Here is a 24,105-nt window from a genome sequence, read left to right on the forward strand (position 1 = left end):
TCACCTGTTCCCGAGGTCCAGCTGCTCGCGTCGCGGCCGCCGCACCAGCCGGTGCGCCGCGACGTGGGCACGGATCGCAGCCTGACCGGCCCGCACGTCACGCCGTGCCCGGGCCCGGCCGAGGTCGTCGAGGGCCGCCTGCTCGCGCTGCTTCGCCGCCCGCACGCGGCGCTCGAGCTCGCGGAGCCGCTGCGCCGCCCGGTACGCCGCCTCGTCAGCCGCGGTCCACTGCGGCTTCGCGGGCATCCGGGTCACGCCGGGCAGGTACGGCACCAGGGTGTGCGTGCAGTTCGGGTGAAACAGACCCTCGGCGCGCGCCTGGTCGATGGTGCCGGCCACCGAGAACGTGACTGTGGCGTCGCTGACCGCGGACAGCGTCGTCGTCTGCCCGGACGGGTAGCGCTCCGATAGCACCTGGCCCTCCCACGGGCCGCACAGCGGGCACGGGTGGGCGTGCGGGGCGACCGTGAAGAACGAGATGCCGCCGGCGGCCATGCGTGCCTCGTGGCTGGTGTTGTAGGCGCGCTGCACCGCGGTCCGGGTGGCCATCTCGACGTAGGAGGCGAGGTTCCAGTTGCGGCCGCGGGAGTCGGTGAAGCCGGTGATGCCCTGCGACGTCAGCTCATCCCAGGCGCCGCGCTGGGCGGCGGCCGGGGCGATGCCGTGCAGGATCTCTGACTCGGCGGCCCGGGCGACAGCGGCACGGTAAGTGTCGTCGCCGAACCGGGTCATGCGGGTCGCGGCGTCCTCGAGGTTGCGCTGCAGGTCCATCCGGATGGCCGTGACGGATGCCAGGGCGTGCGCCGAGACCGGCTCAGGCTGGGGCGCGGTCAGTGTGCGTAACAGGCTCGGGTGCGAGATCGTCAGCTGCGTCAGGGTGCGCAGTGCCGCACCGGTGCCGGCGCGCGCGGCCTCGTCGGTGACGCGGCGGGCGAGCGGTGTTGCGCGGGAACGGAGCTCGGCGGCGATCCGGTGAGCGGCGATCTGCATGCGGCGCAGCATGTCCAGGCGGGCAGCGGAACCGACCGGGGCAGCGAGGCCGCGGCGGGCGTACTCGGCCACATGCGCGATGAGGTCCTGCTCGGCGGCGATGAACTCCTGCACGACCCCGGCGGCGAGGAGCTCAACGACCAGCGCCAGGTCGGCGGAGTCGTCAGCCGGCCGGGACGGCTGCGTCGCCACTGGTCGTGCCGCTCAGGTCGCCGGGGGCCGTCGGGCCGGCCGGGGGTGCGAAGCCGCCCATCGGGTCGGACAGCGGCAGGGGCTTGTTCTCGTCGAGGATCAGCTGCGCCTCGTCGTCGACCTGCTTCTCGTCCCACTCGGGGTGGATCATCGCGACGAGCGTCTTCGTCGAGGCCGCCTCGGCGGTCCGCAGGGCCTGCGCGGTCTGGGCGAGCACCAGCGGCGAGTCCTGGACGCCGTCGGGGAACTGCACGTCGGGCCGCTCGGGCTTGACCGCGCTGCGGAAGATGGCGGCGTCGACGGCCAGGAGCTTCTCGAGGATGTCGGCCAGCCGCGGCCGAATCACCCGCAGCTTGCGGTCCCGGGTCAGCAGGGATCGCTGCTCGCGGGCAGCGACCTCGGTGGCGGTGACGGCGGCGCCGTACCCGTCGGCCTCGCCGAACGTGGCGGCGGAGTAGCCGGCCGCGCGCAGCGTGTTGAGGACGAGCTCGTTGACGGTCTGCTTGTGCTCCTCGTAGCGAATGGCGAACTGCTGAGCCATGAGGAACCCGTTGGCGTTGCCGGTCGAGGTGGCCATGTTGAGCGAGCCGACGGCGGCCGACAGGGGCGAGAACAGCTCGCGGTCCAGGTCCAGGCTCGCGCCCTGCCCGGGACCGTTGGACTCGAGCAGCTCCCGGGAGGCGAAGACGCGGGCCTTGCCGAGGCGGATGTCGCGCATCCACGATGTCCACGCCTCGTCGATGGCGTCCATCAGGCCTTCGATGCCGTCGAGGTCGGACCGGCCGAGGTGGCGCCCGATGGGGTCGTTGCGCCAGCGTCGTTGCGGGGTGACGTTCGGGATGTAGGTCACGGCGATGCCGGGGGAGCCGGTGCTGATGGACGACTCGGCGTCGACCAGGTTGGCCAGGGCCGCGGTGGAGGCGTGCTCGCTGAGGGGGACGGCGACGCCGAGCTTGTCCTCGGTGCCCTCGTAGAGGCCGTGCAGGATGATCCCGTCGCCGGCGGCGTTGGTCTCGTGCCGCTCGAGGTGGCGGGTGATCTTCTGCCCGTCGCGGGCGACGACCCACCAGAAGGTGACGGCGACGAGGTGGCCGTAGCGGAACTCGGGCCAGGCGGCGTCGGCGTCGACGAGGGTGAGAAACGGGGCGTCGTCGCGGATCGTGGTGTCCCAGGCGACCTTGAGGTAGTGCCCGCCGAGGGCTGATCCGAGCTCGGCGCCTTCGGCGAGGGAGTGCAGCATGCCGTCGTCGACGAGCTCGTCGAGCCGGGCCTGCGTGGCCTTGTCGGTGGCGGCGAACGTGGGCGCCTCGGACCAGACCAGGTCGGCGCCGGCGCGGGCGATGTCGGAGGCGATCGGGATGTGCAGTTGCGCGGGCGCTTGCTGCAGGTCGCCGACCGGGCGGCCCCAGAAGAACCGGGCTGCGGCGCCGACGAGGCCGCCGCGGTACTGGGCGGGCCGGTCGACGCGGACGGCGGTGGGGGTGCCGCGGTAGACGCTGGTGAGCCGCTCGGGGTCACCGACGTACCAGGCGTCCCAGATGGCCATCCAGCGGCTGATGGGTTCGAGCTCGGCGGGCGGCCAGGCGATCCCGTTCTGCGGCAGCGGCATCAGGACCCCTCGACCTGCACGTCGAAGGGCGCGATGCCGCCGAGCATGGTGAGCCAGATCGGCTTGCCGGCCTGCAGGTCCTCGAGCTCGCCGCCCTCGAGGACCAGGCGCATGCGGAAGGCCGCGAGCTGCGTCGCCGGGTCGCGGGAGATGAGGGCCTCGACGGGGCGGATGTTCTCGTCGAGGAGGTCGCCATTGGGGGCGGAGATTACCTTGCGGAGGGTGCCGGGCTCGACGAGCTCGTCCGGGATGCTGGTGGGTCGCATCGGTCCTCCTCGCTCGCTCGGTGACGGGCCTCGCAGTCACGCGCGAGGGGCTTGATCGGGTGCTCACGGCCGCACGTCTGGCACTGCCACAGGTTGCTCGGGTCGATGCGTTTCACGCGGCCGCCAGCATGGGGCGCCACAGCGACTCCGTGGTCGTGACGACGTACCGTGCGCCGTCCAGCGAGTGGTCCGCGACCTTGATCGGCTTGTCGAGGCCCTTCTCCGCCGCCTTGGGGTCCCACGAGTAGCCGGGCGCCTCCGCGATCAGGCCGGTGCAGCGGTCCGAGACGGCCAGGTCGCCGGTGCCGAGCAGCGACGCCATGGTGCGGATGCCGTAGGCGACGTCGTTGTCCGCGTCGCGCAGGTTCGTGACGCCGTCGGCCTGCAGCTGCGTCTTGAACGACGCCGCGGACGGGTCCACGAACACCCACTCCGGCGCCGGGGCCGGCTCGACCGGCTGGTGCGGTCCGGCCATGAAGGCGCGCAACCGAGCGGACAGCTGCTGGTCGGTGAGCATGTGCCCCTGCGGGGTGCGCCACTCGTCGAGGAGGAACAGCCGCGGCCGCAGCCCGAGCGTCTCGTCGGGGACGTCGCTGATGCCCAGGACGAGCCCGGTGGCGGGGTTGTTCGTGCCGTAGTCGACGCCGACGCCGAAGATCCGCCGCATGCGTGGCAGTGACGCCCAGGGGATGACGTGTCGCTCGGGGTCCCACATGGGGAAGACGGCGCCCTCGGCGGCGACCCACTCGCCGAGGATGAAGCGGCGGTACCAGAGGCCGGTGAACTCGAGCTTCTTCTGGGCGACGTACTCGGGCGTGAGGGCCGGGTTGTCGTCCATCGTGAAGTGGAAGATGCGCCAGTGAGGAAGCACGGCGTGCCGGTCGATGAACTTGGTCTTCAGCCAGTGCGCGGGGTTGTCGGGGTTGGTGGTGCCGAACAGCTTCGCGCCGCGCACGCTCATGCGGCCCAGGAGTTGGGTGAAGAACTGCTCGGGGAGCGTGGTGACTTCGTCGACGTAGGCGCCGGCGACGGTCATGCCTCGGATGACGAGCTCGGCCTTGGCGTCGGATGCGCCGAGGACGTGCACGCGCCGGCCGAGGATGCTGACGGTGGGGGCGCCGTAGTTGCCGACGACCTGGGCCGCGGCGGATCCGGTGAGCGCGGGGTCTTGGAGGGGGCCGATGACGTTGCGCCAGACGGCGTCGCGAGTGCGGCCGACCATGACGAGCTCGCCGCCGCGTGGAGCGTTGGCGATGAACAGCATCCACCGCACGAGGGAGCCGATGGTCTTGCCGGCGCGGATGCTGCCGTGCCACAGGTTGACGGTGCCGGTGGCGTTGCGGACGGAGCCGAGCTGCTTGCGGGAGAGGCTCACGGCTGGCTGTCGGCGTCGTCGTGGATGCCGAGCGCGGCCGCGGTCTGCTGCAGGAGCCCGATGACGGCGGTGGATCCGCCGGAGTCGTGCAGGTCGAGCTTGAGGGAGCGGTCGACGGCGATGCCGGTGGCCTGCATGATCTTCAGCTGGTCCGCGAAGGGCGGCTTGTCGAGGGTGCGCTCTTCGTAGGTGTTGTCCTTGCCGCCGAAGTTGAAGACGGTGGCCGGCTGCCACATCTGGGCGCGGAGGCGTTCGGCGTCCTCGAGGAGCGCGAGCTGCAGCCGGCTGCGGCGCGCCTTCGCGTCGAGGGTGTTGGCCTTGGTGGCGGCCTCGGTGCTCGAGCGGTCGAGGGTGATGCCGAGGGCGCGTAGCCGGCGGTCGATGGTGCTCTTCGTGGTGCCGATCTCGGCGGCGATGTCGCGCACGGACCGGCCGGTTGCCGCGAGGTCGCGCAGGAGCGTGTCCAGCTCGTTGGTCCAGGGGAAGGCGGCCATGGGGGTGCTCACCTGCCTCGGGGTCCGTGCCGGCGCCAGGCCGGCCAACGGGGGGAACATGGGTGGGGCCGGTGTCCGCGTCCGGGCACCGGCCATGCCCATCCGCGTGGGCGGTGCCGGTCCCGTGGCGCGTCGACCCGACCGGCGAGGCGTGTCAGCGTCGAGCGGCTCGCGCGCGACGACGGTTCCCGGCCTGCTTGCGGCGGTCCCGCTTGGGCCGGCCAGGGCCGGCGGGCACGACGCGGCGCTCGGGGTAGCACCAGTTCCACGGCATGACGACCTCCTGATGACCAGGTGTGCGCCGTCGTCGAGACCCGGCTCGACGACGGACAAGGGCCCGAAGCTCGCGCCGGCTCACTCTCTCCCCACGGGCCGCTCGAGGCGGGCTCATTCGTCGGAGGTGGCGGCTCGCGGTGCGGCGACGGGGGCATGGGGAAAGCCCCGGCTCAACGCGAGTCCGGGGCTTCGATGGGGCAGAGTTCTGCCCTGCTGTGTCCGATGATGAGGCGTTGCGCACGGAATGTCAACATCACGCCCCTTCCCGCTGCCGGTGCTCGAGGTAGGCCAGGGCGGCAAACACGTCGCGCCGGTCGAACCGGGGCGTGGGGCCGGTGGTGGTGGCGGTGATCCGCCCGGCCTGGTGCCAGCGGCGCAGCTGCCGCTCGGAGATGACGATGCCCATGCGCTGGTGCAGCAGCGGCACGAGCTGGGGGATGGTGACGGGCTCGTGGTGTCCGACGATCCGCAGCGTCCACCCGTCGATGGTGTCGATGGTCCCGCAGCCGCGGCATTTGATGTTGCCGGGGTCGTGGGCTTTGGCGCGGACGATGGTGCCGCAGTCGCACTCGCCGAGGGGGATGGTGTCGCGGACCTTGGGAGCGGCGATGTCGCGCAGCTCGCGGGCGAGGGTGGTGAGTTCGGCCCAGAGGCGGTTGCCGGAGTCCCAGGCGCCGAGGTGCTCGCCTTGCTGGGCGAGGAACCGGCAGGTGCGTTCGACGTCGAGGGCGTCGATGGTGACCCAGCCGTCGAGGCTGTCGGGGTGGTCGTCGACGTAGGCGTGGACCCAGAAGGCGAGGTCGCGGGTGATCTCGGCGCGGAGGCTGATGGCGGTGTCGTTGCCTGGGAAGCGTGAGTCGGGGACGGCGTGGCTGCCGCCGGATCCGGTCGAGCGGGGTGGGTCGAAGGTGTGGGCCCAGTGGCGGCGGATGGTGGCGAGTTCGCGGCGGATGCCGTCGGTGATGTCGGTCGGGGTGAGGGGCTGCTCGAGGTGGGGCTGGTCGGTCACGCTGGCTCCTCGGTGGTGGTGGGTCGGCAGCCGCCCTTGGGCCAGGTGACCCCCGAGCGGGTGCGGTGGTCGCCGTGGTGGTGGTAGGGCTCGATGCAGGGGTCGGCCTCGTCGATGTCGCCGCAGGCGACGACGTGGCACCAGACGCAGCGGAGCGACGTGTGCGGACGTCCGTTCGACCGGTAGGTGTGCGGGCGGTAGTCGTGGTCGACGCCGCCAGCGGTGCACAGGGCGGCGTTCGGGTCGTCGTTGGTGATGACCTCGGGCAAGGTCGCGTTGGCCATCACGCGCCGCCCTCGGTCGCCTCGGGCCCGGGACCGGCCAGCGCGGCGACGACGTCGGTCATGCAGGCTTCCACGGCTCGGACCGCGGCGACGGACTTGTGGTCCTCCTGCGCGCCGATCTCGCCGTCCCACTGATCGACCAGCGCCGCGACGCACGCCACCTTGGCCTCGGCAGCCCGAAGGTCAGCCATGCGCGCCCGGGCGGTCTCGATCAGACCGTCCGCGAGGTAGTCCGCCCAGAACTCGTCATCGTCGGGCAGCGTGAGCCCGAGCACCCGCGCGACGTCGGCCTCACCGCCGAGCATCCGAGAGATCGTGCTGAGCGCCAAGTCGAGGGTGGATCGCAGCTCGGCCTGCTCGGCGTCCGCCACGGCCATGACGGCAGGGACTGCGGTCGTGACCGTGCGGCCCATGATCACCTGGGCGTATCGCGTCTCACGCGCGGCGTCGACTCGGGACGTCCCCGGCTCCACGGGGTCGCCCTGGCCGTCACCCGGCGCATGGGGTTCCGAGGCGGCCGACATCGTGGACGACGGGGCGTTGGTCCAGTCAACGATGCTGGCGAGGACTTCGGCTCGCGGGTCGTACTGCTCCACGGGGTCGGCGAGCATGGCCTCGAAGTTGGGGTGCTCGCTCCTGTCGCGGTCTGAGTGCTCGTTCATCGGGTGGTCCTTCCGGTGGTGTGGGACGGGGTGGGGACGCGCTCAGGGGCCCGGGACGATCTGGGACGGGGTCGCGGTGATTTCGTGCTCACTGACCCCGTCCCTTGCTTAGAGAAGCGGGCAAGGGGACGGGGTCGTCTTGTGCCCGTACCGGGACGGGGTCGGGACGGGGTCGGGACGGGGTCGATGTGGCGGTCAGGACTCATCGGTTTCGTCCTCTCGGAACACCGCGATGACGGAGTGGTTGCGGGTGTTGCGAGGGCCCGCTGTGACGGTGAGGTAGCCCTCGGCGACGAGGGAGTTGATGGCCATCCGGAGGTACTGGACCTTGCCGGTGACGCCCTTCTCGATGTCGGTCTGCGAGGCTCCCGGGTACATCTCGACGTACCGGGAGACCTTCTCCATCAGGTGCGTGGGACGGCCGGCTCCGTCGGCCGACTTCGGCAGCGAGCTGGGCTCCTCGAGCCAGGCGGCCATGGACTCGCCGCGGGAGTCGATGACCAGGTGCGCGACGGCGTTGCCGAGGGCGATCTCGCGGACGGCGCCGGGGCGGTCCTTGTGGACGGCGATGGCGGCGCGGCCGATCTTGCCGCGGCCGAAGGGCTCGAGGACCTTGACGCCGTAGGCGGCTCCGTCGAGGCCGGCGAGCTTGTGGCCGGCGCCGATGGCCCAGCGGCCTTGCTTCTCGCTGTCCTTGACGACGTGGTCGATCTGCAGGACGGCGGGGCCCTGGTCGGCGAGGTGGCGCGGGAGGAGGTCGAGGTAGCGGGCGGCGTCCTCGTTGTCGAGTAGCGAGAGACCGTGCATGGTCATGGCTTCGGTGACGCCGTCGATGATGGCGAGGCTGGACTGGGTGGCGCATTGGTCGAGCAGCTTCCGGCCGGCTGCGTCGAGCGCCTGGGATGGTCGGATGTAGTGGAAGCGCTCGATGATGGCTTGTGCTGGGGCGCCGAGGTTGACCAGGCGCGGGATGACGCGGCCGGCACGGTCTTCGAAGTCGACGTAGGTGACGTGCTCGTCGGTGGTGTGGCGCAGGGTCTGGGCTGCGGCGATGAGCGCGATCCACGACTTGCCGGACTCGGGCTCGCCGCTGATGGAGTGCACGGCGGAGGGGTAGAGCAGGCACTGGCCGTCGGTGCGGGCGAGCTGGGTTGGCTGTTCGAGGATCTCGCCGTTGGCGATGATGCCGGCGAGGTCGACGGGCGCCCAAGAACTGGTGGCGGCGTGGTCGACGCCGGGGACGGTGCGGGGGATGGCGGCGAGCTCGTTGGTGGCGGCGTCGAGGAGCTCGAGGGTGGATCCGCCGGCGGGGGAGTTGGCGAGCTGGCGGATGCGGGTGCCGACGGTGTCGAGGCGGCGCCTGGTGGCGGTGTCGGCGACGATCTCGGCGTGGTAGGCGGGGTCGGCGATGCCGATGCCGCGGTAGTGCAGCTGCTCGAGGGCGGAGCGGCCGCCGATGCGTCCGAGGTCGGTGCCGAGCTGGTTGGCGACGGTGGTGATGTCAACGGGGCGGGTGCGGGCATAGAGGGTGACGGCTGCGGCGTAGATGAGCTCGTGGGCGGGGTGGTGGAAGTCTTCGGGGGTGAGGATGAGGGTGACGTCGTCGAGGGTGGATGGTCGGTGGAGGATGCCGGCGAGGACGTCGCGTTCGGCCTCGTGGTCCTGGGGTGGCTGGCTGGTGGTGTCGTGCTCGTCGGGTGGTGGGGCGACGGCGAGGTGCCGGTCGCGTGGTCGGTCTGTCACGCGTCACCTCGCTGGGCTGGCTCGGGCTGCACGCCTCGCCTCTCGTGTCGTTCGTGGGATTGGGGGCCCGCCGCGCGCCTTGGGGGTGGCGCCGCGGGCTCTCCGCCAGGGGTGCGGAGCGGTGACCGGCATGGGTAGGCCGGTCAGGCTGCGGGGTCGCCGTCGTCCTGCTCGGCGCCACGGATGCCCGCCAGCTGGTGCTCGAGGTCGTCGGGCTTGACGAGGACCTCGCGCGCCTTGCTGCCGTTGCTGGGGCTGACGATGCCGCGCGCCTCAAGCAGGTCCATGAGACGGCCGGCCTTGGCGAAGCCGACGCGCAGCTTGCGCTGGAGCATCGAGGGCGAGCCGAACTGTGTGCTGATGACCAGGTCGGCGGCCTTGGCCAGGAGATCGAGCTCGTCTGTGGAGTCGTCAGGCTCGTCGGCCGAGGTGATCTCGCCGGTCCCGGCATTCACGTCATACGTGCCGCCGCTGACGAAGACGCCTGAGGCGGTGCGGAGGTCGAAGGGGAGAGGGTTGTCACCGGTGCGGCGGCGATAGGCGGCATCCATGGCGGCCCGGACCATGTCCTGGTTGCCGGAGCGGTCGGTGATGACCTCGACGTGCAGGATGCGGACGGTCGGCTCCGTGTCGCCGGTGTCCGTGTCGGTGGTGATGCTCTTGCAGTCCACCTCGGCGATCACGATGTGCGACTGCTCGGGGTTGTTGACGAGGGCTCGGTCGATGGCGACGAGCCCGTTCTGTGGCCCCTTGGGGAGCTGGGTGGCGATCTTCACGCTGCGGTTCCTTCCTGGTTGAGTCGTGCGTTGCGGGCGAGTTGGTCGAGCAGGTCTTGGCGGCCTGCGCGCCTGAGGGCGTTCTGGATTGCGGTGCGGTCGCGGTAGCCGAGCCGGTCGGCGAGCTGCTGCGCGGTGGCGAGGGGCTGCTCGTCTAGGAGGAACTCGACGTCTTCGACGAGGTCCTCGGTGTTGCGCCCGCGGTTGGTGGTCCGGGTGTCGCCGAGGTCTGGTGTCGCGGTGGGGTCGTCGATCGAGTCGTCGTCCCACGCGAGCGGCGGCACCCAGCCTGAGGCGGCCGCCCGACGCCGGGCGCGGGTGGCAGCGATCCGGTCGGACTTCTCGGCCTGCGGGGGTGTGGCGTTCCAGAGCCGGTCGTAGACGTCGCGGATGGCGTTCCGGGTGGAGGCGAGCACCGAGCCGCCGCGCAAGGCCCTGTCGATGGCCTGCCGGTCAACCCCAGCAGCCTCAGCGATACGCGGAACGGACCAGCCCAGGCACAGGAGCGCCTGGACACGGCGGGCAGATCCGATGCTGTCGACGACGGCCGCGGGTGCGAGCTCGAGGCGGACGGCGAGGATCTTCTCGGCGGACGCGGGTTGGATGGTCACGGACGGCTTGCGACCGCGGGCGCCGTAGATGAGCTTGGTGATGACGGAGTGGTCGAGCCCGGCGGCTTCGGCGATCCGCTTCCAGCCCATGCCGGCGGCCTGGAGCGCCCGGACGTGGTCGCGCGCGGGGTTGGCGTCGACGAGCGGGGGCCGGCCGTAGAGGTGGCGCCGGGCGAGCTGCCGGTTGTAGGCGACGTTGGCGTCTCTGCAGGCGCGGCAGCGGCAGCCGTCGAGGGTGTAACGGGCGCGGTCGCCGTGCTGGTGGCGGTTGTCGTGCTGGCAGGGCGCCTCGGGCCCGGAGGCTGAGGCCTTGGCGAGACGTCGCTCGGTGCGGGCTGCGCGTTCGCGGGTGAGGTCGCAGGAGTGGCGGTCGAGAGCCTTGCGGGCGATGCCTGCGGAGGTGACCTTGGTGGTGTAGCCGCAGTCGTCGCAGCGCAGTTGGGTGTCTCGTGGCTGGCGGGCGGTCATGATGCGACCGCCTGTCGCTTGCTGGCGCGCATGCGCTTGGAGTGTGCGGAGGCGGCCCGCTTGCACTCGATGCAGGCGTCCTCGCCGCGGTTGCGGTGCTGGAAGTAGCCCTGGCGTGTGCCGTGGGTGATGGGCTTGCGCGGTCGGCCCGGCTGCCGGGGTGTGTGGTTCAGGCGTGTGCGCTGAGCCTTGGTCGTGCCGCCCCAGACCCCGACCTCGCCGAGCTCGAGGGCGGCCTTGAGGCAGGCCTTGGTGAAGGGGCAGGTGGAGCAGACAGCCTTGGCCGCGGCAATGTCGTCCGGGTCGGTGCTGGTGAAGATGTCGCGGTCGGGCACACGCGAGCAGGGGGTGGCGTCCATGTCAGCTCACCGCCTGCCCGCGGTAGACCGGTGCGAGGCTCGGGCCCTGGGCTGCGTTGCGCACGGTGTAGAGCTCGACGTCGGCGCCGGGCTTCTCGTGGCTGGCGGCGTAGACCTTGAAGGCGTGGATGGCGACGATGAGGGAGTCGTCGGCGATGACGCCGGCCGCCGTCAGCGCGTCGAAGGTGGAGCGCTGCAGCTTGTCCCCGTCGCCGGCGCCGCGCGACGTGACGTAGATGGGTGCGTCGTCGCGGAGGATGTGGGCGTTGCGGCCGGTGCGGTAGTGGCTCTTTGGTCGGGCGAATCGGAAGGTGATCTGAACGCCGACGGCGCCGGTGGCGCGGTCCCACTCGTCGGAGGCCAGGTGCGCGGCCTCGGCGGCGGCCTTGACGTCGGAGCGCCAGGGCTTGACCTTCTTGGACGACTCGACCATGACGCCGTGCCCCACGTGGCGCTTCGAGCCCTGCGCGCCCGGCGTGCCGTTGACGGTGAAGATGAGGCGGCTCAAGCCACGGCCTCCCGTTCGGTTGCGGGGATGGGGGGCTGGTCGGGTGTCCAGCCGGCTGGCAGGTCGGCGACCGGCCACTGCGTGCGCGCCTCGAACGTCGGGTCGACGTCGTCGGGCTTCTTTCGCTGCTCTCCGCGCATGTAGGCCTGGAACGAGGCGGCGGACTTCGCGTAGGTCTCGGCCTGCCACTCGTGGAGCTTGTGGAGCGGCCAGTGGGCGGGGTTGATCCGGTCGACACCGCGGGGCCCGTCGAACTGCGCGAACCGGAGCGGGTCCGTCGCGAGCCGCCACGCCAGGCGCCCGGCTGCGAGAGCGTCCGCCTCGGCGCCGTGGGCGTCCTGCTCAGACAGCTCGATGCCCCACAGGCGGCAGCACTCGATGAGCGTGTGCGGCCCGCACGCGTCATCGGGGCGACGGCCGTTGGGCTTGCCCGGGCGGTACGGGTCGAGGTGCTTCTCGATGACCATGGTGTCGACGACGGGCGCGATGCCGGCGAACGACAGCGCGAGATGCTTGTGCCCGTGGCGGACGAGCTCGGCGTGCAGCAGCGTGAGGTCGTAGCCGCCGACGTTGTGACCGACGATGGGCAGGCCGGACCCGACGCAGGAGAGCAGGTCGACGGCGATCTCCTTGACGGCGATCGCGGCCGGGCGGCCGTTGGCGCGGGCGTGCTCGGTCGTGATGCCGTGCACCGCGGTGGCGGCCTCCGGGATGGGGATGCCTGGGTCGATCAGCCAGGAGCGGGTGACGGTCTTGTGGCCGCCACCGGCCTCGATGATCGCGAAGGTGACGATGCGGTCGAGGAAGGGGTCGACACCCGTGGTCTCCGCATCCGCGAGGGCGAGGCGCCCGGTGTGCCAGGACATCCGGGTCACCAGTCCGGCTCGGTGGTCGGGTCGGCGGCCGGGTCGTAGGTGGCGTAGCCGTCGGCGGGCGGGTCCTGCTCGTCGATGACCTCGCCGGTCACCTCGTCCGTGACGAACTCCTCGCCGGCGTGCGGGTCCGCGGCCTTCTCGAGCCCGGTCTCGGTGACGGGCTGGTCACGGACCGCGCCGATCGAGCCGGGCCCGACTTGCTCGGCCTCGACGGCCTTGACGGCGCGCAGCTGCTCGCGCATGTACTCGGCCGAGGTCGGCACCCACTTCGCCAGGCGGTGCGCGGCGGTCTTGAGCCACATCGCCTCCTCGTGGTTCTTCCACGGCGAGTAGGCACTGTTCGCGCCCTGCGAGGAGGCCTTGGCCCGCTCGACGTCGTCGCGGTTGAGGATGACGACCTTCGAGGTGGCGCCGTCCTTCATGACTGCGTAGGCGTAGGCGCCGATGAGGTCGCCGCGGCCGCCCTTGCCGAACCAGTCGATCTCGTGGACGGGCCGGTCGTCGCGGCCCGGGACGTAGGAGAACTTGTCCCGCTCGCGGACGACCTCGACGATGACGGAGGAGACGGCGCCGGCGCGGTAGATGAGCTCGACGACGCCCTGGTAGCCGATGTTGCCGCGGACCTGCATCTGGCCCTTCACCTTCTGCGGCACGAGGTAGTACTGCTCGGTCCCCGGCTCGAGCCCGCGGCGGGCAGCGTCGAGCAGCGCACCGAGGAACGAGGCCGGGTTGGCCCGGGCAGCCGCCTCGAGGTTCCGGTCGCGGCGCAGTGCACCGATGGCAACGCGGCACCACGTCTCGGGCTTGATGTGGCTGGGCAGGACGACAGCGAAGTCGCCCTGGTACTGCTGGACGAGCCCGGCCGGGGTGCCGGCCTGCTCGGTGCGTGCGACGGCGGTCATGACGCTGTCCTTTCGGTCAGGAGGGTCGCGGTCAGGCCGCGCGCGGGGTTGAGGTACGGGGTGGACCCGCCGCGGCCGGCGCGGCGGTAGGCGACGGTCAGCCCGGTGGGGGTCTTGGCGACCCGGGCGTTGCCGAGCTGCTCGCTGATCTGGGCGGCCGCGCCGCGGTAGGCGGTCTCGGCGTCGTCCTTGGCGGCCTTCGCTGCGGCGTACTCGAGGGCGAGGGTCAGGTCGATCTCGACCTCGGTGTCCTCGATGTCTGGGTGCAGCTTGCGGATGGCGCGGTAGGTGGCGTCGTGCTCGTCGATGGACGGGGCGCGCTGGCCGAGGGAGCGCATGAAGGAGTCGGCCTCGGTGACGAGCCACGCCTGCTTCTGCGGGTTGGCGTCGACGATGTACTCGCGGAACTCCATGAAGGACGTGAGCACCGAGAAGTAGCAGCGGCGGCGCCCGGTGACGAGCAGGGTCCATTGCGCCTGGTCGTCGTAGTAGACGGGCACCTCGCCGGTGCCGGCCTCGCCCCACTCCCAGTCCTTGGTGGAGGTCTTGCACTCGAGGATGTCCTCGTCGTCGACGAGGGCGTCGGGGGAGGCGACCTGCCAGTCGAAGAGGTCGCGCTCCCAGGTGCCGGTGCGCTCGACGCGCATGTCGGGGTGCTGGTCGCGGAACCACTGACGAAGGGCGGGCTCGAGGTAGTGGCCGCGCTTCTTCTCGTCGGCGTTCTCGCCGTCGTCCCAGTCGAGGTTGCCGGACATCTTGTGCCACAGGGAGAACCGCGACTCGTAGGGCGAGTGGCCCACGACGGCAGCGACCTTCGAGGCGCTCATGCGCTTGGCCCACTCGGGCGAGGCGGGGGACAGGGTGGGGATCAGGGTGGCGGTCACGAGCTCGCCTCCTGGTCAAAGACGGTGTCGCGGCGGGCGGCCTGGTAGTGGCCGGTGCAGAGCAGCCAGCCGTGCAGCTCGTGCTCCCATGGCTCGGCGCAGCGGGGGCTGCTGACCATGCAGCAGTCGGCCTCGGGGATCTGCGGCTGAGGGGTCGGCTCGCTGGCGGGGCGGCGTGCACCGCGGATCCGCTTCCAGGCGATGACCGCGACGACCAGGGCGAGAGCGAGCAGGAGGACGCGGCCGTCGACGATGCCCGCGGTCATGACGCGCTCCGAGCGAGGCCGGCGCCGGCGTCGAGGTGCGCGTCGCAGTAGTCCTCGTCGGCGAGGGACTCGCAGTGCCCGACGGCGCACGGGTACGCCTCGCGCGCAACCTCGTCGAGCTCCTGCGACACCTGGCGCGCCTCGGTGGGGGAGAGCACCACGGTGAAGGCGTCGCCGGACAGGGCGCGGACGAGCCGGGCCCGAGCGTCGCGCTTCGTCTCCGGGTCGGCCTGCAGCAGCAGCGTCAGATAGATGTGCTGGTTCTTCAGCGCCCGGGCGAGGCCGTCGACGATCTGCTCGGGGTCGATGGCCACCTGCACGTGCTGGGTGTCGCGGTCGAGGACGCGCTCGACCTGGATGCCAGTGCTCATGCCGTCGCCTCGATCCGCTCGTTGTCGCGGAAGAAGCGGTCCTGGCGGGCGTTGGACGCCTCGATCTCGCGGGCCTGCTCGGCGTACCGGGCCTCGCGGGCGGAGGTGAAGGCCTTGGCCTCGAGGACGATGTGCTCGACCGTCTCGGGGTTGAGCGGGATGCGGACCATGCCGCCGGTCAGGTCGACCAGGGTCAGGTGCGGGTCGACGCCGAGGGTGACGCCGACGCCGGCCGCCACGTCGGGCGCGGGCCCGTAGTCGGGGGTCGGCTGCCAGGTGGGGACGGTGGGGCGGTGCCGGCCGACGTGCTCGTTGAGGGTGGCGACGGTGTTGCTGGAGTGCTGCTGGGTCGTCATGAGACGATTCCTTTCGGTCGTGAGCCCGGTTTCTGCTTGGCGGTGGGAGCCGGGCTCCGTCATGCGGCGGGTTGGTTCAGGCAGCGCGGCGGGTGTCGATCCAGCGCTCGAGGAGCGCCTCGTCGTAGCGCCAGCGGGGCCGGTTCTCGGTGCCGAGGTTGATGGCGAAGGCCTTGTAGTCGCCGCGGCGAGTCCGCAGGCGCACCGTCTTGATGTGCTCGCCGGTGCGGGCGGCGACGTCGGCCGCCGTGAGCAGCACGGTCGGCTTCTTGGCGGTCACGACCGGACCTCGTAGCCGAGCTGCGCGAGCGCTGAGGCGTCGCCGTCGAGGGACGCGGTCAGCGGGATCCAGTAGGCGACCTGGCCGTCCTCGGTAGCGGCGAGCACGAGGGTGCCGGTGGTGCCGTTGCCGAGGACGGTCGTCGAGGCGATGACGTGGGTGACGCCGTTCGGCAGGGGCGGCGTCAGCTCGTAGAGCGTGGCGTCGTTGTCCCACGGGAGGGTCCGGAGGGCGGTTGCAGTGCTCATGCTGCGCGCCTACTGACGGTCGAGACAGTAGACAGCTTGGGCACGAAGAGAGAACCCGCGGGCGCGCCGAGGGCCTCCTCGATGGCCTTGGCGATCTCAGGCCGGCAGTTCTTGCGGGCGCCGGAGCGCAGGTGTCCGATCGTGGCGGGTGAGCAGCTGATCCTGGGGGTCCGTCGTTTGAGGCGGTCGCGGACGGCGGCGGCGAGGCTGCGGACCGTCATGTCACGGTGGTTCATGTACTGCGCGAGGGCCAGGTGGCTGATGCACTCCACGTCGAATCTCACCTCATTCATGTGCATTGTCGGATTCCTTCCATCGTAGACATGTGACTGCTGACACGCAAGACAGTAGACGGCTTAGACGCACTTGTCTACAAGGTGGGAGAAATCTGCGTGCGGGAAACCGTGCTCAAACCGGACTTACAACGACGTGATTTGTAGACGCGCTGTCTACACTGCCGCTAGACAGCGGGCGGTGTGTCAGCGGGAGACTGGTAGACGTGAGACAGGAAGTACCTGAGCCTTGGGCCTCGGCGATGGTGGATGCGGACCTCACGGACCGCGATCGACCCTCGATCCGAGCCCTGGCACGCGCCGCCCAGGCGGCGACCGGATCGAGCCACCCGTCGGTCGAGGCTGTGCGTCGGATGCTCTACGGCATGGTCTCCTCGGAACCTGAGACCGTGGCGGCCGTCGCAGAGGCGCTGCGCCTGGACGTGCGGACCGTTAGCGACTGGGCGGGGGCAGCTCGCTCCGTCATCGAGCCGTACCGACCGCCGGCGGAGGCCGACCTTCTCACACTGAAGCAGCGCAGAGCTGTGGACCAGATCATCCGAGCGATGACCGACCGAGAAGAGTCGACCGATGACACCGCCCCCAATACGAAAGCCGGGCGAGCCGGCTCCGTCACCAAGCTGCCGACCCCGCCGACGATGGAGGACATCGAGGCCGGCCGGGCCGCCGCGCACCGCACCCGCAAACGGCCCTCGGATGGCGAGCGTCGTACCTGACCTATACCGTCCCGAAACGGGTCAAGCAGACGGCCCGCAGGTCAGGGGTCAGGGGCTTCTCGGTGGTGCATCACCCGTGGCGCGCGGTGCGCGCCCTCGCGGACTGGACGGTCTACTGGACGAAGGACCTGCCCGCGGGCATCGACGCCGCCACCCGGTGGAGTGACAAGACGATCTGGGTGCGGGCCGGCCTGTCCCAGGTCCAACGACGCTGCATCATCGAGCACGAGCGCCAGCACGTCCTCCGCGGACCGGGCGGCCACATCGGCCGGGAGGAGCGGCTCGTCGACGTGGCCACGGCGCACCAGCTGATCCTCCTCGAGGACCTGGTGCAGGCGTCGAAGTGGGCGCGGTCCATGCCTGAGCTCGCGGACGAGCTGAACGTGACTGAGGATGTGCTGCACATCCGGTTGAGACATCTGCACCCGTCGGAGTGAGCGGTGCTCCGGCGGGCCGCAGCAGAGGCTGAAGAGGAAGAGGAGGCGGCGGGATGAGCCCGGCGCCCAACGAGCAGGGGAGTAGCGACATGAGCAGCATCCAGACGGCCGTCCAGAAGGGCCGCAGCACCATCACCCTCGACACGGCCATGATCATCGTCGGCATCGCGATCTTCGTGGCCGGCCTGGCATCCGGCTTCGTCGGGACCGCCCCGAACTGCGGGTCGGCTTTCTCGACGAGCAACAGCATCTTCGGGCCCTCCAGCTGCGGGGCCCTCGAGGCGGAGGCTCGGCGCGAGGCGATCCAGCTGATGGTGCTGGGCGGGGCGTGGACGGTCCTGTCGCTCGTCGCAGCGTTCGGTACTCCGCGGAGCACGTCGAAGTGATCGGGGAGCTCCTCGCGTTCGAGCGCCGCTGGCTGAACGATCCGCGCGCCGGCGACGGCCGGAAGGCTCAAGCGATCCTCGAGACGTTCGGCGTGAACGAGACCCGCTACTACCAGCGGCTCGTCGCCGCGCTCGGCACTCGGGAGGCGTGGGAGTCAGACCCTGGCACGACCGCGCTGCTGCGCGAGCGTCTGGCCTCGAGGTCACGCGGGCGTCGGGCTGGCTGATGGGCTACGTCGTCGACCGGTGGATGGTGAAGGGTCCGAACGGCCGGAAGGTCAAGGGCCCGCGGTACGGCCGCGGGAAGCGCTGGCTGGCCCGGTGGACCGAGCCCGACGGGGCGACGCCTTCGAAGGCGTTCCCGAGCCGCGACGCCGCCGAGGCGCACCTGGCCAGCGTGGACGTGTCGAAGCGCTCCGGCACCTACGTCGCCGACACGCGCACGACCTTCCAGGAGCACGCGACGCTGTGGCTCAAGCACCAGGTGCACCACCAGCCCGGGACGGCGAAGACGGCGGAGCGGCGTCTGCGGCTGGATGCCTACCCGGCGTTCGGCTCGATGCCTCTGCCGAAGATCACGCGCCTGGACGTGCAGGAGATGGTGGCGCAGATCTCGAAGCGGCTGGCGCCGGACACGGTGCGGCTGACGATGGTCTACGTGCAGGCGGTCTTCGACTCCGCCGTCGCAGACCGGCTTCTGGTGGCCTCGCCGTGCCGATCGATCAACCTCCCGAGTGTCGACCACCGCCTCATCGTGCCGCTCAGCGTCGACCAGGTCCTGCAGCTACGAGCCCAGGCGCCCGAGCACCTGCAGCGCGCGGTGCTCTTCGCGGCCGGCACGGGGATGCGACCGGGGGAGTGGCGCTCGGTCACGGAGGACCGATACTCGCCGGGCATGGTGCGCTTGGACCGCCAGCTGGCGGAGGGCACGAACGCCTCGCGGGTGGTGTGGGGACCGTTGAAGACGAAGGCGTCGTACCGGACGGTGCGCCTCTCGCCGTCGGTGGAGAAGGTGCTGCTCGAGCAGCTGGAGCATGGCGTGCGCGGGCCGGAGGGGCTGGTGTTCACGTCGTACCGTGGCGGGCCGTTGCGGCGGTCTCAGCTGTCGTACGCCTGGGAGGTCGCGTCGGCCGGCATGGGGCTGGCCGAGGCTGAGGGGGAGCGGTCGGGGTGGCATGAGCTGCGCCACCATCACGCGTCGCTGCTGATCGGCGAGGGCGCATCGCCCCGCGCGGTCGCGGACCGACTGGGCCACGCCGACCCGTCGGAGACGATGCGCACCTACGCCCATCTGTGGCCCTCGGACGAGGCCCGGATCGCGTCTGCCGTGGAGGCTGCATACGGCGATCTGGCGCTCGGCTGACTTGAGCGTCTGCGCACCAGTGGCGCACCCAGCTAGGCATCACTGCACTTCAGAGGCGGTTTGTCGGGTTACCCGGCGTATCGGCCGACTCATCCACTTTCAGGGCTCTGACCTGCGGTTTGTGTTTCGGCACCGCTGTTGGACCGCAAATAGTCGGCAAAGTTTCCGAGGACTCCTATGGCCGTCCTGTCCCGCAGAGGAGCGGCCCGTCCGGCTTGTCCTGCTTGGTGCCGAGGATCTGGTCCCTGCGACGGAGCCGCAATCTCGGGCCACCGGACGGTCATGAACCATCCACCGATGAGCTCCCATCACCGATTGAGCGCGCCTACCTGGCCTGTGACGCCATTCCTGCCCGCAGGGCCGACTTCCACGAGGTGATGTCGGGCCGCTTCCGGAGCAGCGCTCGGCGCTCCCGCTCGGTCATGCCTCCCCACACACCAAACTCCGTCCTGCTGTCCAAGGCCTCAGCCAGGCACTGCGCGAGGACCGGACACGTCTTGCAGACCGTTTTCGCGTCATGCTGGGCTTTGCCCCGGACGAACAACGCCTCAGGGTCCTGGCCGGCACAGTTCGCCTCCCTGGCCCACTCGTCCACCCACAGATCCACCGTTGCGACAGCACTCATGACAACCACCCCTCCCCGGCCCGGCGCCTCCCATGACTACCGAGCCGACCCGAGCCGTCCCACCGGCCCCGATCATGCGGACCCCCCACAGGCCCAAGGAAGACCCTACGAGCGCAAACGCTGTCGTGATATAGCCCGTTTGGATGGTTTCGCAGACGACATGACTAGTCACTGTCGCCGAGTCGAGGTCTGCAACTGCGAACCGACGTGGCACGACACGGCCGTGCCTGCGGAGCTCATGACGTTGAGTGCGCTCGCCAACCAGGCGGTTCCAGGCCCTATCTCAACGCGCCGTCATGTCGCGCGGCGCCACGTGGCGCCGCGCGCGCCCTCCTAGGTATGGAAGCGGAACGGTTGACGCCGGCGCTCTATCGGTCATACCTTCTATTCGTCATGACTTATCCAGAAGACGAGGGATGGGCGACGCTCGCGGACCGTACCCGGCGCTCGATCCTGCTCGAGCTCTCCGGCGGCGAACGAACCGTCGGCGAACTCACCGACGCACTACCGGTCTCACAACCTGCCGTCTCGCAGCACCTGAAGGTCCTCAAGCGCGTCGGGCTCGTCAGTGATCGCGCGGAGGGCACCAAGCGGATCTACCGCTTGAACGAAGCGGGCGTCAGCGCATTACGCGATCAGCTGGACATGTTCTGGAAGCGGACGCTCTCGGGATTCGAGAAGCTGATGGAGGAGGAACGATGACCGAAGCACCGCGGGTTCGTCACGAGGTCGTGGTGCCCGGGACGCCGGAGCAAGCGTTCAGGGCCTTCACCGAGCGCATGGACGAGATCAAGCCGAAGGAGCACAACCTGCTCTCCTCGCCGATCGTCGCCACGACATTCGAGCCTCACGTCGGCGGCCACGTCGTCGACCGTGCCGAGGACGGCAGCGAATGCCGGTGGGCCCGAGTGCTCGCCTACGACCCTCCGCATCGCCTGGTGTTCAGCTGGGACATCGGGCCGATGTGGCAGCTGGAGGCCGACCCCGCCAAAGCCAGCGAGGTCGAGGTCCGGTTCATCGCCGAAGGCCAGGACCGGACTCGGGTGGAGCTGGAACACCGCCACCTCGACGGCCACGGGCCGGGTTGGCAGTCCATCCGCGATGGCGTGGACGACCCGCAGGGTTGGCCGCTGTACCTGGCCCGCTACGCGGCCCTGCTGGCGGAGGCTGCCTGATGACCACCGTGTCGATCGAGGTCCGCTGTGCGGCTGACGAGGTCTTCGCCTACGCCACGGACCCGACGAAGTTCGCCGAGTGGCAGGAGGGCGTCGTCAGCGGGTCGATGAACACCCAGCACGAGCCGGCTCTCGGCGACCTGTGCCGCACGACCCGACGCATCGGCGGCGCCGACCGGGCCTCCACCTCGAGACTCGTGCGTTTCGAACCACCACGCGCCTGGTCCGTGCAAGGCATCGACGGCCCGATCCGGGCACGGGTCGACCTCGACGTCCAAGCGCTGAGTGTGGACCGGGCTCCCACCGCGCTTGCCCAACCGCGGCACCGGTGGTATATGAAATCTATGGCGCACGCCATAGATCGCACGAGGCGATCGTGGCCCTCCGAGGAGCATCGCAGACGACGATGGAGGTGAAAATGATGCTGATGCGCACTGACCCCTTCCGAGAGCTGGACCGACTCACGCAGCAGGTCCTGGGCACAGGCGGGTCCTTCGCCGGCTCGTCACTGATGCCGATGGACGCGTGGCGAGACGGTGACACGTTCCATGTCGAGTTCGACCTTCCCGGCGTAGCACCGGATGGCATCGACCTCGACGTCGAGCGCAACGTCGTCACGGTGAAGGCTGAACGCCGGGCCAGCTACGACGAGAAGCAGCTCGTCGCCGCCGAGCGCCCGTTCGGGGTGTTCAGCCGGCAGCTCGTGCTCGGCGACAACGTGGACACCGAGCACATCGAGGCCCGCTACGACGGCGGGGTGCTCACCCTGACGATCCCTGTCGCCGAGGCGGCCAAGCCCCGCAAGATCGAGATCGGCGGCACGACCGAGGACCGGCAGGCCATCGGCGCCTGAGCCAGGGGTCTGTCTGACATCGGGAACGGCAGGCAGGTGGTCGCCCCTGAGTGGTGACACAGATCCAGAGAGCTGCCTCGGTCGGTGCGTTCGCTGCTCGCGCGCCTGACGCTCGAAGCGCGACGCCCACGCCTTGACGGCGTACCGGTTCGCACCGGCCGGGGCCCGGAACCCCCAACCAAGCGTGGGCCGGCCGCCCGCCTCAGGGGCCGTCGGGAGCTGAAGGTCCATGACGCAGAGCGATGACCTGTATACCGTCATGAGCGTCACGCCGACGGTCAGCCCCGAGCAGATCAGACACGCCTACCGGGGACTGGCGTTTTAACACCACCCGGACACCCGGGGCGAGAGCGGCCCTTCGTCGGCCGCACCCGCAAGCGCCGAGAGTGACGCGGCGCTTCAGCTCCGGCTGGTCACGCGCCGGACGATGCGGTAGGCGGCCACCCCGGCGACCACCCAGGGGCCCGCGACCACGAACGGGTCGAGGGCCTGGTGCGCGTGGTCGGCGCGGTGGCCGCGGCGCGAGGAGATCCCGTGGCGGCGCCCCTCACTGAGGACCCCCGTCTCGGTGACGGGGTTGTCCGGGTGGGTGGTTCCGAAGGACCTCAGGTGGCTCTCCCATGCGTCGACGCGGTCGGCGCCGAGCAGGAGCAGCCAGTGTGCGGCCCGCGCCTCGCTGTAGCGGGCGTAGGCCAGCTTGCGGATTGCCCCGGAGAGGCCGCGTGGTGGGCTGGAGGTGCCGAACACCGGTGTCACGAAGGCGTGCTCGATGGAGCGCTCGCGCGGCCACTTCTCCGGCTGCCGCTCGGGGAAGTCCCAGTGCGCACCGGACGCGGCGGGGTCGAAGCGCTCGCGGGGGACGGCGGGGCGGTCCTTCGGGTCGAGGTCGACACCCCAGCCCGGGATGCGGGCGCGCAATTGCTCGCTGGTCTCCGCCAGCGGCGGCTTCTCGGCTCGGTAGGCCATGGGGGCTCGCTCTCTGTCTCGGTGGCTGACGCCGGATGGTGACGCGGGTTTCAGGAGACGCTGGGGACGATGATCGGCTTGATACAGCCGTCGAGCTTGGCGGAGAACATGTGGTACCCCTCCGCGATGTGCTCGAGCGGGATGCGGTGCGTGATGACGTCGCTCGGCTTGAGGTAACCGTTGCGGATGTGCTCGAAGAGCCGAGGCCACTGCCGCTTGACGGGGCACTGGTTCATCCGCAGGGTGAGCCCTTTGTTGAGGGCGTCGCCGAACTTCACGGCGCTGAACATCGGCCCGTAGGCGCCCATGACCGAGACGGTTCCGCCCTTGCGCACCGAGTCGATGGCCCAGTTCAGGGCCACCGGGGAGCCGCCCTGCAGCTTCAGCGTCACCGAGGCGACGTGCTGGAGGAAGTTGCCGTCCGCCTCGGCGCCGACGCAGTCGATGGCGACGTCGGCGCCGAGGTGCTCGGTGAGCTTCTTGAGGTGGACGACGATGTCGTCGACCTCGACAAAGTTGATCGTCTCGGCGTGGGCGAAGCTGCGTGCCTTCTCGAGCCGGTAGTCGAGGTGGTCGATGACGATGACCCGGCCGGCGCCCATGAGCCAGGCCGACTTGGCGGCGAACAGCCCGACCGGGCCGGCGCCGAAGACAACGACGACGTCGCCCTCGACGATGTCGCCGAGCTGCGCCCCGAAGTAGCCGGTCGACAGGGCGTCGGTGAGCAGGACGGCGTCGTCCTCGTCCATCCAGTCCGGGATGATGCTCGGTCCGACATCGGCAAACGGGACGCGGACGTACTCGGCCTGCCCGCCGTCGTAGCCACCGCACGTGTGCGAGTAACCGTAGATGCCGCCGACGGCCGTCGCGTTGGGGTTGACGTTGTGACAGTTCGAGTAGAGGCCGCGGGCGCAGAAGAAGCAGGAGCCGCAGTAGACGTTGAAGGGAACCATGACCCGATCGCCGCGCTTCAGGTTCTGCACCGACGAGCCGACCTCCTCGACCACCCCGATGAACTCGTGGCCGAAGGTCATCCCGACCCGGGTGTCGGGCATCATCCCGTGGTAGAGGTGCAGGTCCGACCCGCAGATCGCCGCACGCGTGACCCGCACGATGGCGTCGTTGGGGTGCTCGATCGGGGGGACGTCCTTCTCCTCAACCCGCACCTTGTACGGCCCTCGATAGACCATCGCTCGCATCGCACGCTCCCGTCCAAACCTGAGTGTTCCCCGGCTCCTACCCAATCCCGAGCGCACGAGCAGGTGGAGGGGGGCTCGACTACGGCGAGGCCATCCGCGACTTCCGCAAGCGGTCGGCCATCCTCGACGCAGCCGAGGCGGCGCACCCTGGGAGCACCGTCCCGGCCGCATACGTCGGGGTCTTCGCGAACGCGGCGAAGCCACGGTTCAACATTGCTCTGTTGCGAGACAAACTCGAGCGCGCCGATCTGCGGCCCGACGTGCTCCTGACCGCCTTCGATTGGGCGA

At 70.5% G+C, this 24,105-nt stretch carries 33 protein-coding genes and 1 pseudogene; 9 read left to right on the plus strand and 25 right to left on the minus strand.

Annotation, left to right across the window (positions count from 1 at the left end):
- The 22 genes and pseudogenes from ABD194_RS15755 to ABD194_RS15860 all read right to left on the minus strand — a co-directional run bounded on the left by ABD194_RS15755 (position 1) and on the right by ABD194_RS15860 (position 16,097).
- Entirely contained in the window at positions 1-1,182 is a 1,182-nt protein-coding gene (locus ABD194_RS15755; RefSeq protein ID WP_343993044.1) for a phage minor capsid protein, read from the minus strand.
- Entirely contained in the window at positions 1,154-2,791 is a 1,638-nt protein-coding gene (locus ABD194_RS15760) for a hypothetical protein (protein WP_343993046.1), read from the minus strand. Before ABD194_RS15760 ends, ABD194_RS15755 begins: the two co-directional genes overlap by 29 nt.
- Positions 2,791-3,057, minus strand: coding sequence for a hypothetical protein (locus ABD194_RS15765; RefSeq protein ID WP_343993048.1), 267 nt, complete (start codon positions 3,055-3,057; stop codon positions 2,791-2,793). The genes ABD194_RS15760 and ABD194_RS15765 overlap by 1 nt, the downstream gene beginning before the upstream one ends.
- A gap of 112 nt (positions 3,058-3,169) precedes the next feature.
- Positions 3,170-4,432: a PBSX family phage terminase large subunit gene (locus ABD194_RS15770; RefSeq protein ID WP_343993050.1), complete on the minus strand. Its 1,263-nt coding sequence runs from the start codon at positions 4,430-4,432 to the stop codon at positions 3,170-3,172.
- Positions 4,429-4,938, minus strand: coding sequence for a hypothetical protein (locus tag ABD194_RS15775; protein WP_343993052.1), 510 nt, complete (start codon positions 4,936-4,938; stop codon positions 4,429-4,431). The genes ABD194_RS15770 and ABD194_RS15775 overlap by 4 nt, the downstream gene beginning before the upstream one ends.
- A 517-nt stretch (positions 4,939-5,455) precedes the next feature.
- Entirely contained in the window at positions 5,456-6,211 is a 756-nt protein-coding gene (locus ABD194_RS15780) for a hypothetical protein (RefSeq protein ID WP_343993054.1), read from the minus strand.
- Complete coding sequence (locus tag ABD194_RS15785) at positions 6,208-6,495, minus strand: hypothetical protein (RefSeq protein WP_343993056.1); 288 nt, start codon at positions 6,493-6,495, stop codon at positions 6,208-6,210. Before ABD194_RS15785 ends, ABD194_RS15780 begins: the two co-directional genes overlap by 4 nt.
- Positions 6,495-7,157, minus strand: coding sequence for a hypothetical protein (locus tag ABD194_RS15790; RefSeq protein ID WP_343993058.1), 663 nt, complete (start codon positions 7,155-7,157; stop codon positions 6,495-6,497). The genes ABD194_RS15785 and ABD194_RS15790 overlap by 1 nt, the downstream gene beginning before the upstream one ends.
- A gap of 195 nt (positions 7,158-7,352) precedes the next feature.
- Positions 7,353-8,900 (minus strand): DnaB-like helicase N-terminal domain-containing protein, encoded by a 1,548-nt coding sequence (locus ABD194_RS15795; RefSeq protein ID WP_343993060.1) that lies wholly within the window; start codon positions 8,898-8,900, stop codon positions 7,353-7,355.
- A 152-nt stretch (positions 8,901-9,052) separates the two neighbouring features.
- A pseudogene (locus ABD194_RS15800) lies at positions 9,053-9,313 on the minus strand (DNA translocase FtsK); the annotation flags it as partial.
- A 359-nt stretch (positions 9,314-9,672) separates the two neighbouring features.
- A complete protein-coding gene (locus tag ABD194_RS15805) occupies positions 9,673-10,755 on the minus strand; it encodes a hypothetical protein (protein WP_343993062.1) in 1,083 nt (360 codons plus the stop codon).
- Positions 10,752-11,114: a WhiB family transcriptional regulator gene (locus ABD194_RS15810; RefSeq protein ID WP_343993064.1), complete on the minus strand. Its 363-nt coding sequence runs from the start codon at positions 11,112-11,114 to the stop codon at positions 10,752-10,754. Before ABD194_RS15810 ends, ABD194_RS15805 begins: the two co-directional genes overlap by 4 nt.
- 1 nt (position 11,115) lies before the next feature.
- Positions 11,116-11,622, minus strand: coding sequence for a RusA family crossover junction endodeoxyribonuclease (locus tag ABD194_RS15815; protein WP_343993066.1), 507 nt, complete (start codon positions 11,620-11,622; stop codon positions 11,116-11,118).
- Positions 11,619-12,488 (minus strand): exonuclease domain-containing protein, encoded by an 870-nt coding sequence (locus ABD194_RS15820; RefSeq protein WP_343993068.1) that lies wholly within the window; start codon positions 12,486-12,488, stop codon positions 11,619-11,621. The genes ABD194_RS15815 and ABD194_RS15820 overlap by 4 nt, the downstream gene beginning before the upstream one ends.
- A 5-nt stretch (positions 12,489-12,493) precedes the next feature.
- On the minus strand, positions 12,494-13,399 hold the full coding sequence (locus ABD194_RS15825; protein ID WP_343993070.1) for a recombinase RecT: 906 nt from the start codon (positions 13,397-13,399) through the stop codon (positions 12,494-12,496).
- Complete coding sequence (locus ABD194_RS15830) at positions 13,396-14,283, minus strand: lambda-exonuclease family protein (RefSeq protein WP_343993072.1); 888 nt, start codon at positions 14,281-14,283, stop codon at positions 13,396-13,398. The genes ABD194_RS15825 and ABD194_RS15830 overlap by 4 nt, the downstream gene beginning before the upstream one ends.
- The gene (locus ABD194_RS15835; RefSeq protein ID WP_343993073.1) at positions 14,280-14,549 is read right to left on the minus strand and encodes a hypothetical protein; all 270 of its coding nucleotides are present in this window, start codon (positions 14,547-14,549) and stop codon (positions 14,280-14,282) included. The genes ABD194_RS15830 and ABD194_RS15835 overlap by 4 nt, the downstream gene beginning before the upstream one ends.
- Positions 14,546-14,920 carry a hypothetical protein gene (locus ABD194_RS15840; RefSeq protein WP_343993074.1) on the minus strand — a complete coding sequence of 125 codons (375 nt, stop codon included), beginning with the start codon at positions 14,918-14,920 and terminating at the stop codon, positions 14,546-14,548. Before ABD194_RS15840 ends, ABD194_RS15835 begins: the two co-directional genes overlap by 4 nt.
- On the minus strand, positions 14,917-15,276 hold the full coding sequence (locus tag ABD194_RS15845) for a hypothetical protein (protein ID WP_343993076.1): 360 nt from the start codon (positions 15,274-15,276) through the stop codon (positions 14,917-14,919). Before ABD194_RS15845 ends, ABD194_RS15840 begins: the two co-directional genes overlap by 4 nt.
- Positions 15,277-15,352: 76 nt before the next feature.
- Positions 15,353-15,556, minus strand: a complete 204-nt coding sequence (locus ABD194_RS15850) for a hypothetical protein (RefSeq protein ID WP_343993077.1) — start codon at positions 15,554-15,556, stop codon at positions 15,353-15,355.
- Positions 15,553-15,804 carry a hypothetical protein gene (locus ABD194_RS15855; protein WP_343993078.1) on the minus strand — a complete coding sequence of 84 codons (252 nt, stop codon included), beginning with the start codon at positions 15,802-15,804 and terminating at the stop codon, positions 15,553-15,555. Before ABD194_RS15855 ends, ABD194_RS15850 begins: the two co-directional genes overlap by 4 nt.
- The gene (locus ABD194_RS15860; RefSeq protein WP_343993079.1) at positions 15,801-16,097 is read right to left on the minus strand and encodes a hypothetical protein; all 297 of its coding nucleotides are present in this window, start codon (positions 16,095-16,097) and stop codon (positions 15,801-15,803) included. The genes ABD194_RS15855 and ABD194_RS15860 overlap by 4 nt, the downstream gene beginning before the upstream one ends.
- 353 nt (positions 16,098-16,450) lie before the next feature.
- Between ABD194_RS15860 and ABD194_RS15865 the strand changes: the two genes are divergently transcribed.
- The 5 genes from ABD194_RS15865 (at position 16,451) to ABD194_RS15885 (ending at position 18,999) form a co-directional block, all read left to right on the plus strand.
- Positions 16,451-16,813 (plus strand): hypothetical protein, encoded by a 363-nt coding sequence (locus ABD194_RS15865; RefSeq protein ID WP_343993080.1) that lies wholly within the window; start codon positions 16,451-16,453, stop codon positions 16,811-16,813.
- A gap of 62 nt (positions 16,814-16,875) precedes the next feature.
- On the plus strand, positions 16,876-17,250 hold the full coding sequence (locus ABD194_RS15870; protein WP_343993082.1) for a hypothetical protein: 375 nt from the start codon (positions 16,876-16,878) through the stop codon (positions 17,248-17,250).
- Between the two features lie 89 nt (positions 17,251-17,339).
- On the plus strand, positions 17,340-17,636 hold the full coding sequence (locus ABD194_RS15875) for a hypothetical protein (protein ID WP_343993084.1): 297 nt from the start codon (positions 17,340-17,342) through the stop codon (positions 17,634-17,636).
- Positions 17,633-17,863, plus strand: coding sequence for a DUF3263 domain-containing protein (locus tag ABD194_RS15880; protein ID WP_343993086.1), 231 nt, complete (start codon positions 17,633-17,635; stop codon positions 17,861-17,863). Before ABD194_RS15875 ends, ABD194_RS15880 begins: the two co-directional genes overlap by 4 nt.
- On the plus strand, positions 17,863-18,999 hold the full coding sequence (locus ABD194_RS15885; protein WP_343993088.1) for a tyrosine-type recombinase/integrase: 1,137 nt from the start codon (positions 17,863-17,865) through the stop codon (positions 18,997-18,999). The genes ABD194_RS15880 and ABD194_RS15885 overlap by 1 nt, the downstream gene beginning before the upstream one ends.
- 325 nt (positions 19,000-19,324) lie before the next feature.
- Here the strand turns inward: ABD194_RS15885 and ABD194_RS15890 are convergent, their stop codons facing one another.
- Complete coding sequence (locus ABD194_RS15890) at positions 19,325-19,624, minus strand: WhiB family transcriptional regulator (protein ID WP_343993090.1); 300 nt, start codon at positions 19,622-19,624, stop codon at positions 19,325-19,327.
- Positions 19,625-20,017: 393 nt separating this feature from the next.
- Between ABD194_RS15890 and ABD194_RS15895 the strand changes: the two genes are divergently transcribed.
- From ABD194_RS15895 to ABD194_RS15910, 4 genes are read left to right on the plus strand one after another with little or no spacing between them, the layout of a single operon-like run.
- Entirely contained in the window at positions 20,018-20,326 is a 309-nt protein-coding gene (locus ABD194_RS15895) for an ArsR/SmtB family transcription factor (RefSeq protein WP_343993092.1), read from the plus strand.
- Positions 20,323-20,799, plus strand: a complete 477-nt coding sequence (locus ABD194_RS15900) for an SRPBCC family protein (RefSeq protein ID WP_343993094.1) — start codon at positions 20,323-20,325, stop codon at positions 20,797-20,799. Before ABD194_RS15895 ends, ABD194_RS15900 begins: the two co-directional genes overlap by 4 nt.
- Entirely contained in the window at positions 20,799-21,215 is a 417-nt protein-coding gene (locus tag ABD194_RS15905) for an SRPBCC family protein (protein WP_343993096.1), read from the plus strand. The genes ABD194_RS15900 and ABD194_RS15905 overlap by 1 nt, the downstream gene beginning before the upstream one ends.
- 5 nt (positions 21,216-21,220) lie before the next feature.
- Positions 21,221-21,652: an Hsp20/alpha crystallin family protein gene (locus tag ABD194_RS15910; protein WP_343993098.1), complete on the plus strand. Its 432-nt coding sequence runs from the start codon at positions 21,221-21,223 to the stop codon at positions 21,650-21,652.
- A gap of 399 nt (positions 21,653-22,051) precedes the next feature.
- Here ABD194_RS15910 and ABD194_RS15915 read toward each other — a convergent pair whose 3' ends face one another.
- Together ABD194_RS15915 and ABD194_RS15920 are read right to left on the minus strand one after the other, a co-directional pair.
- The gene (locus ABD194_RS15915; RefSeq protein WP_343993100.1) at positions 22,052-22,618 is read right to left on the minus strand and encodes a hypothetical protein; all 567 of its coding nucleotides are present in this window, start codon (positions 22,616-22,618) and stop codon (positions 22,052-22,054) included.
- 50 nt (positions 22,619-22,668) lie between these two features.
- A complete protein-coding gene (locus ABD194_RS15920; RefSeq protein WP_343993102.1) occupies positions 22,669-23,817 on the minus strand; it encodes a zinc-dependent alcohol dehydrogenase in 1,149 nt (382 codons plus the stop codon).
- Positions 23,818-24,105 lie beyond the last annotated feature (288 nt).

The sequence above is a fragment of the Terrabacter terrae genome (genome assembly GCF_039529575.1).
In the GTDB taxonomy this organism is placed as follows: domain Bacteria; phylum Actinomycetota; class Actinomycetes; order Actinomycetales; family Dermatophilaceae; genus Terrabacter; species Terrabacter terrae.

Bases quoted from the DNA above. Each gene is read 5' to 3' on its own strand.
- ABD194_RS15790 (WP_343993058.1), bottom strand. From the start codon at position 7,157: ATGAACGAGCACTCAGACCGCGACAGGAGCGAGCACCCCAACTTCGAG.
- ABD194_RS15860 (WP_343993079.1), bottom strand. From the start codon at position 16,097: ATGAATGAGGTGAGATTCGACGTGGAGTGCATCAGCCACCTGGCCCTC.
- ABD194_RS15820 (WP_343993068.1), bottom strand. From the start codon at position 12,488: ATGTCCTGGCACACCGGGCGCCTCGCCCTCGCGGATGCGGAGACCACG.
- ABD194_RS15920 (WP_343993102.1), bottom strand. From the start codon at position 23,817: ATGCGAGCGATGGTCTATCGAGGGCCGTACAAGGTGCGGGTTGAGGAG.
- ABD194_RS15875 (WP_343993084.1), top strand. From the start codon at position 17,340: ATGAGCAGCATCCAGACGGCCGTCCAGAAGGGCCGCAGCACCATCACC.
- ABD194_RS15805 (WP_343993062.1), bottom strand. From the start codon at position 10,755: ATGACCGCCCGCCAGCCACGAGACACCCAACTGCGCTGCGACGACTGC.
- ABD194_RS15855 (WP_343993078.1), bottom strand. From the start codon at position 15,804: ATGAGCACTGCAACCGCCCTCCGGACCCTCCCGTGGGACAACGACGCC.
- ABD194_RS15895 (WP_343993092.1), top strand. From the start codon at position 20,018: ATGACTTATCCAGAAGACGAGGGATGGGCGACGCTCGCGGACCGTACC.
- ABD194_RS15760 (WP_343993046.1), bottom strand. From the start codon at position 2,791: ATGCCGCTGCCGCAGAACGGGATCGCCTGGCCGCCCGCCGAGCTCGAA.
- ABD194_RS15910 (WP_343993098.1), top strand. From the start codon at position 21,221: ATGCTGATGCGCACTGACCCCTTCCGAGAGCTGGACCGACTCACGCAG.
- ABD194_RS15845 (WP_343993076.1), bottom strand. From the start codon at position 15,276: ATGACGACCCAGCAGCACTCCAGCAACACCGTCGCCACCCTCAACGAG.
- ABD194_RS15865 (WP_343993080.1), top strand. From the start codon at position 16,451: ATGCTCTACGGCATGGTCTCCTCGGAACCTGAGACCGTGGCGGCCGTC.
- ABD194_RS15885 (WP_343993088.1), top strand. From the start codon at position 17,863: ATGGGCTACGTCGTCGACCGGTGGATGGTGAAGGGTCCGAACGGCCGG.
- ABD194_RS15785 (WP_343993056.1), bottom strand. From the start codon at position 6,495: ATGGCCAACGCGACCTTGCCCGAGGTCATCACCAACGACGACCCGAAC.
- ABD194_RS15915 (WP_343993100.1), bottom strand. From the start codon at position 22,618: ATGGCCTACCGAGCCGAGAAGCCGCCGCTGGCGGAGACCAGCGAGCAA.
- ABD194_RS15835 (WP_343993073.1), bottom strand. From the start codon at position 14,549: ATGACCGCGGGCATCGTCGACGGCCGCGTCCTCCTGCTCGCTCTCGCC.
- ABD194_RS15900 (WP_343993094.1), top strand. From the start codon at position 20,323: ATGACCGAAGCACCGCGGGTTCGTCACGAGGTCGTGGTGCCCGGGACG.
- ABD194_RS15825 (WP_343993070.1), bottom strand. From the start codon at position 13,399: ATGACCGCCGTCGCACGCACCGAGCAGGCCGGCACCCCGGCCGGGCTC.
- ABD194_RS15765 (WP_343993048.1), bottom strand. From the start codon at position 3,057: ATGCGACCCACCAGCATCCCGGACGAGCTCGTCGAGCCCGGCACCCTC.
- ABD194_RS15890 (WP_343993090.1), bottom strand. From the start codon at position 19,624: ATGAGTGCTGTCGCAACGGTGGATCTGTGGGTGGACGAGTGGGCCAGG.
- ABD194_RS15840 (WP_343993074.1), bottom strand. From the start codon at position 14,920: ATGAGCACTGGCATCCAGGTCGAGCGCGTCCTCGACCGCGACACCCAG.
- ABD194_RS15905 (WP_343993096.1), top strand. From the start codon at position 20,799: ATGACCACCGTGTCGATCGAGGTCCGCTGTGCGGCTGACGAGGTCTTC.
- ABD194_RS15810 (WP_343993064.1), bottom strand. From the start codon at position 11,114: ATGGACGCCACCCCCTGCTCGCGTGTGCCCGACCGCGACATCTTCACC.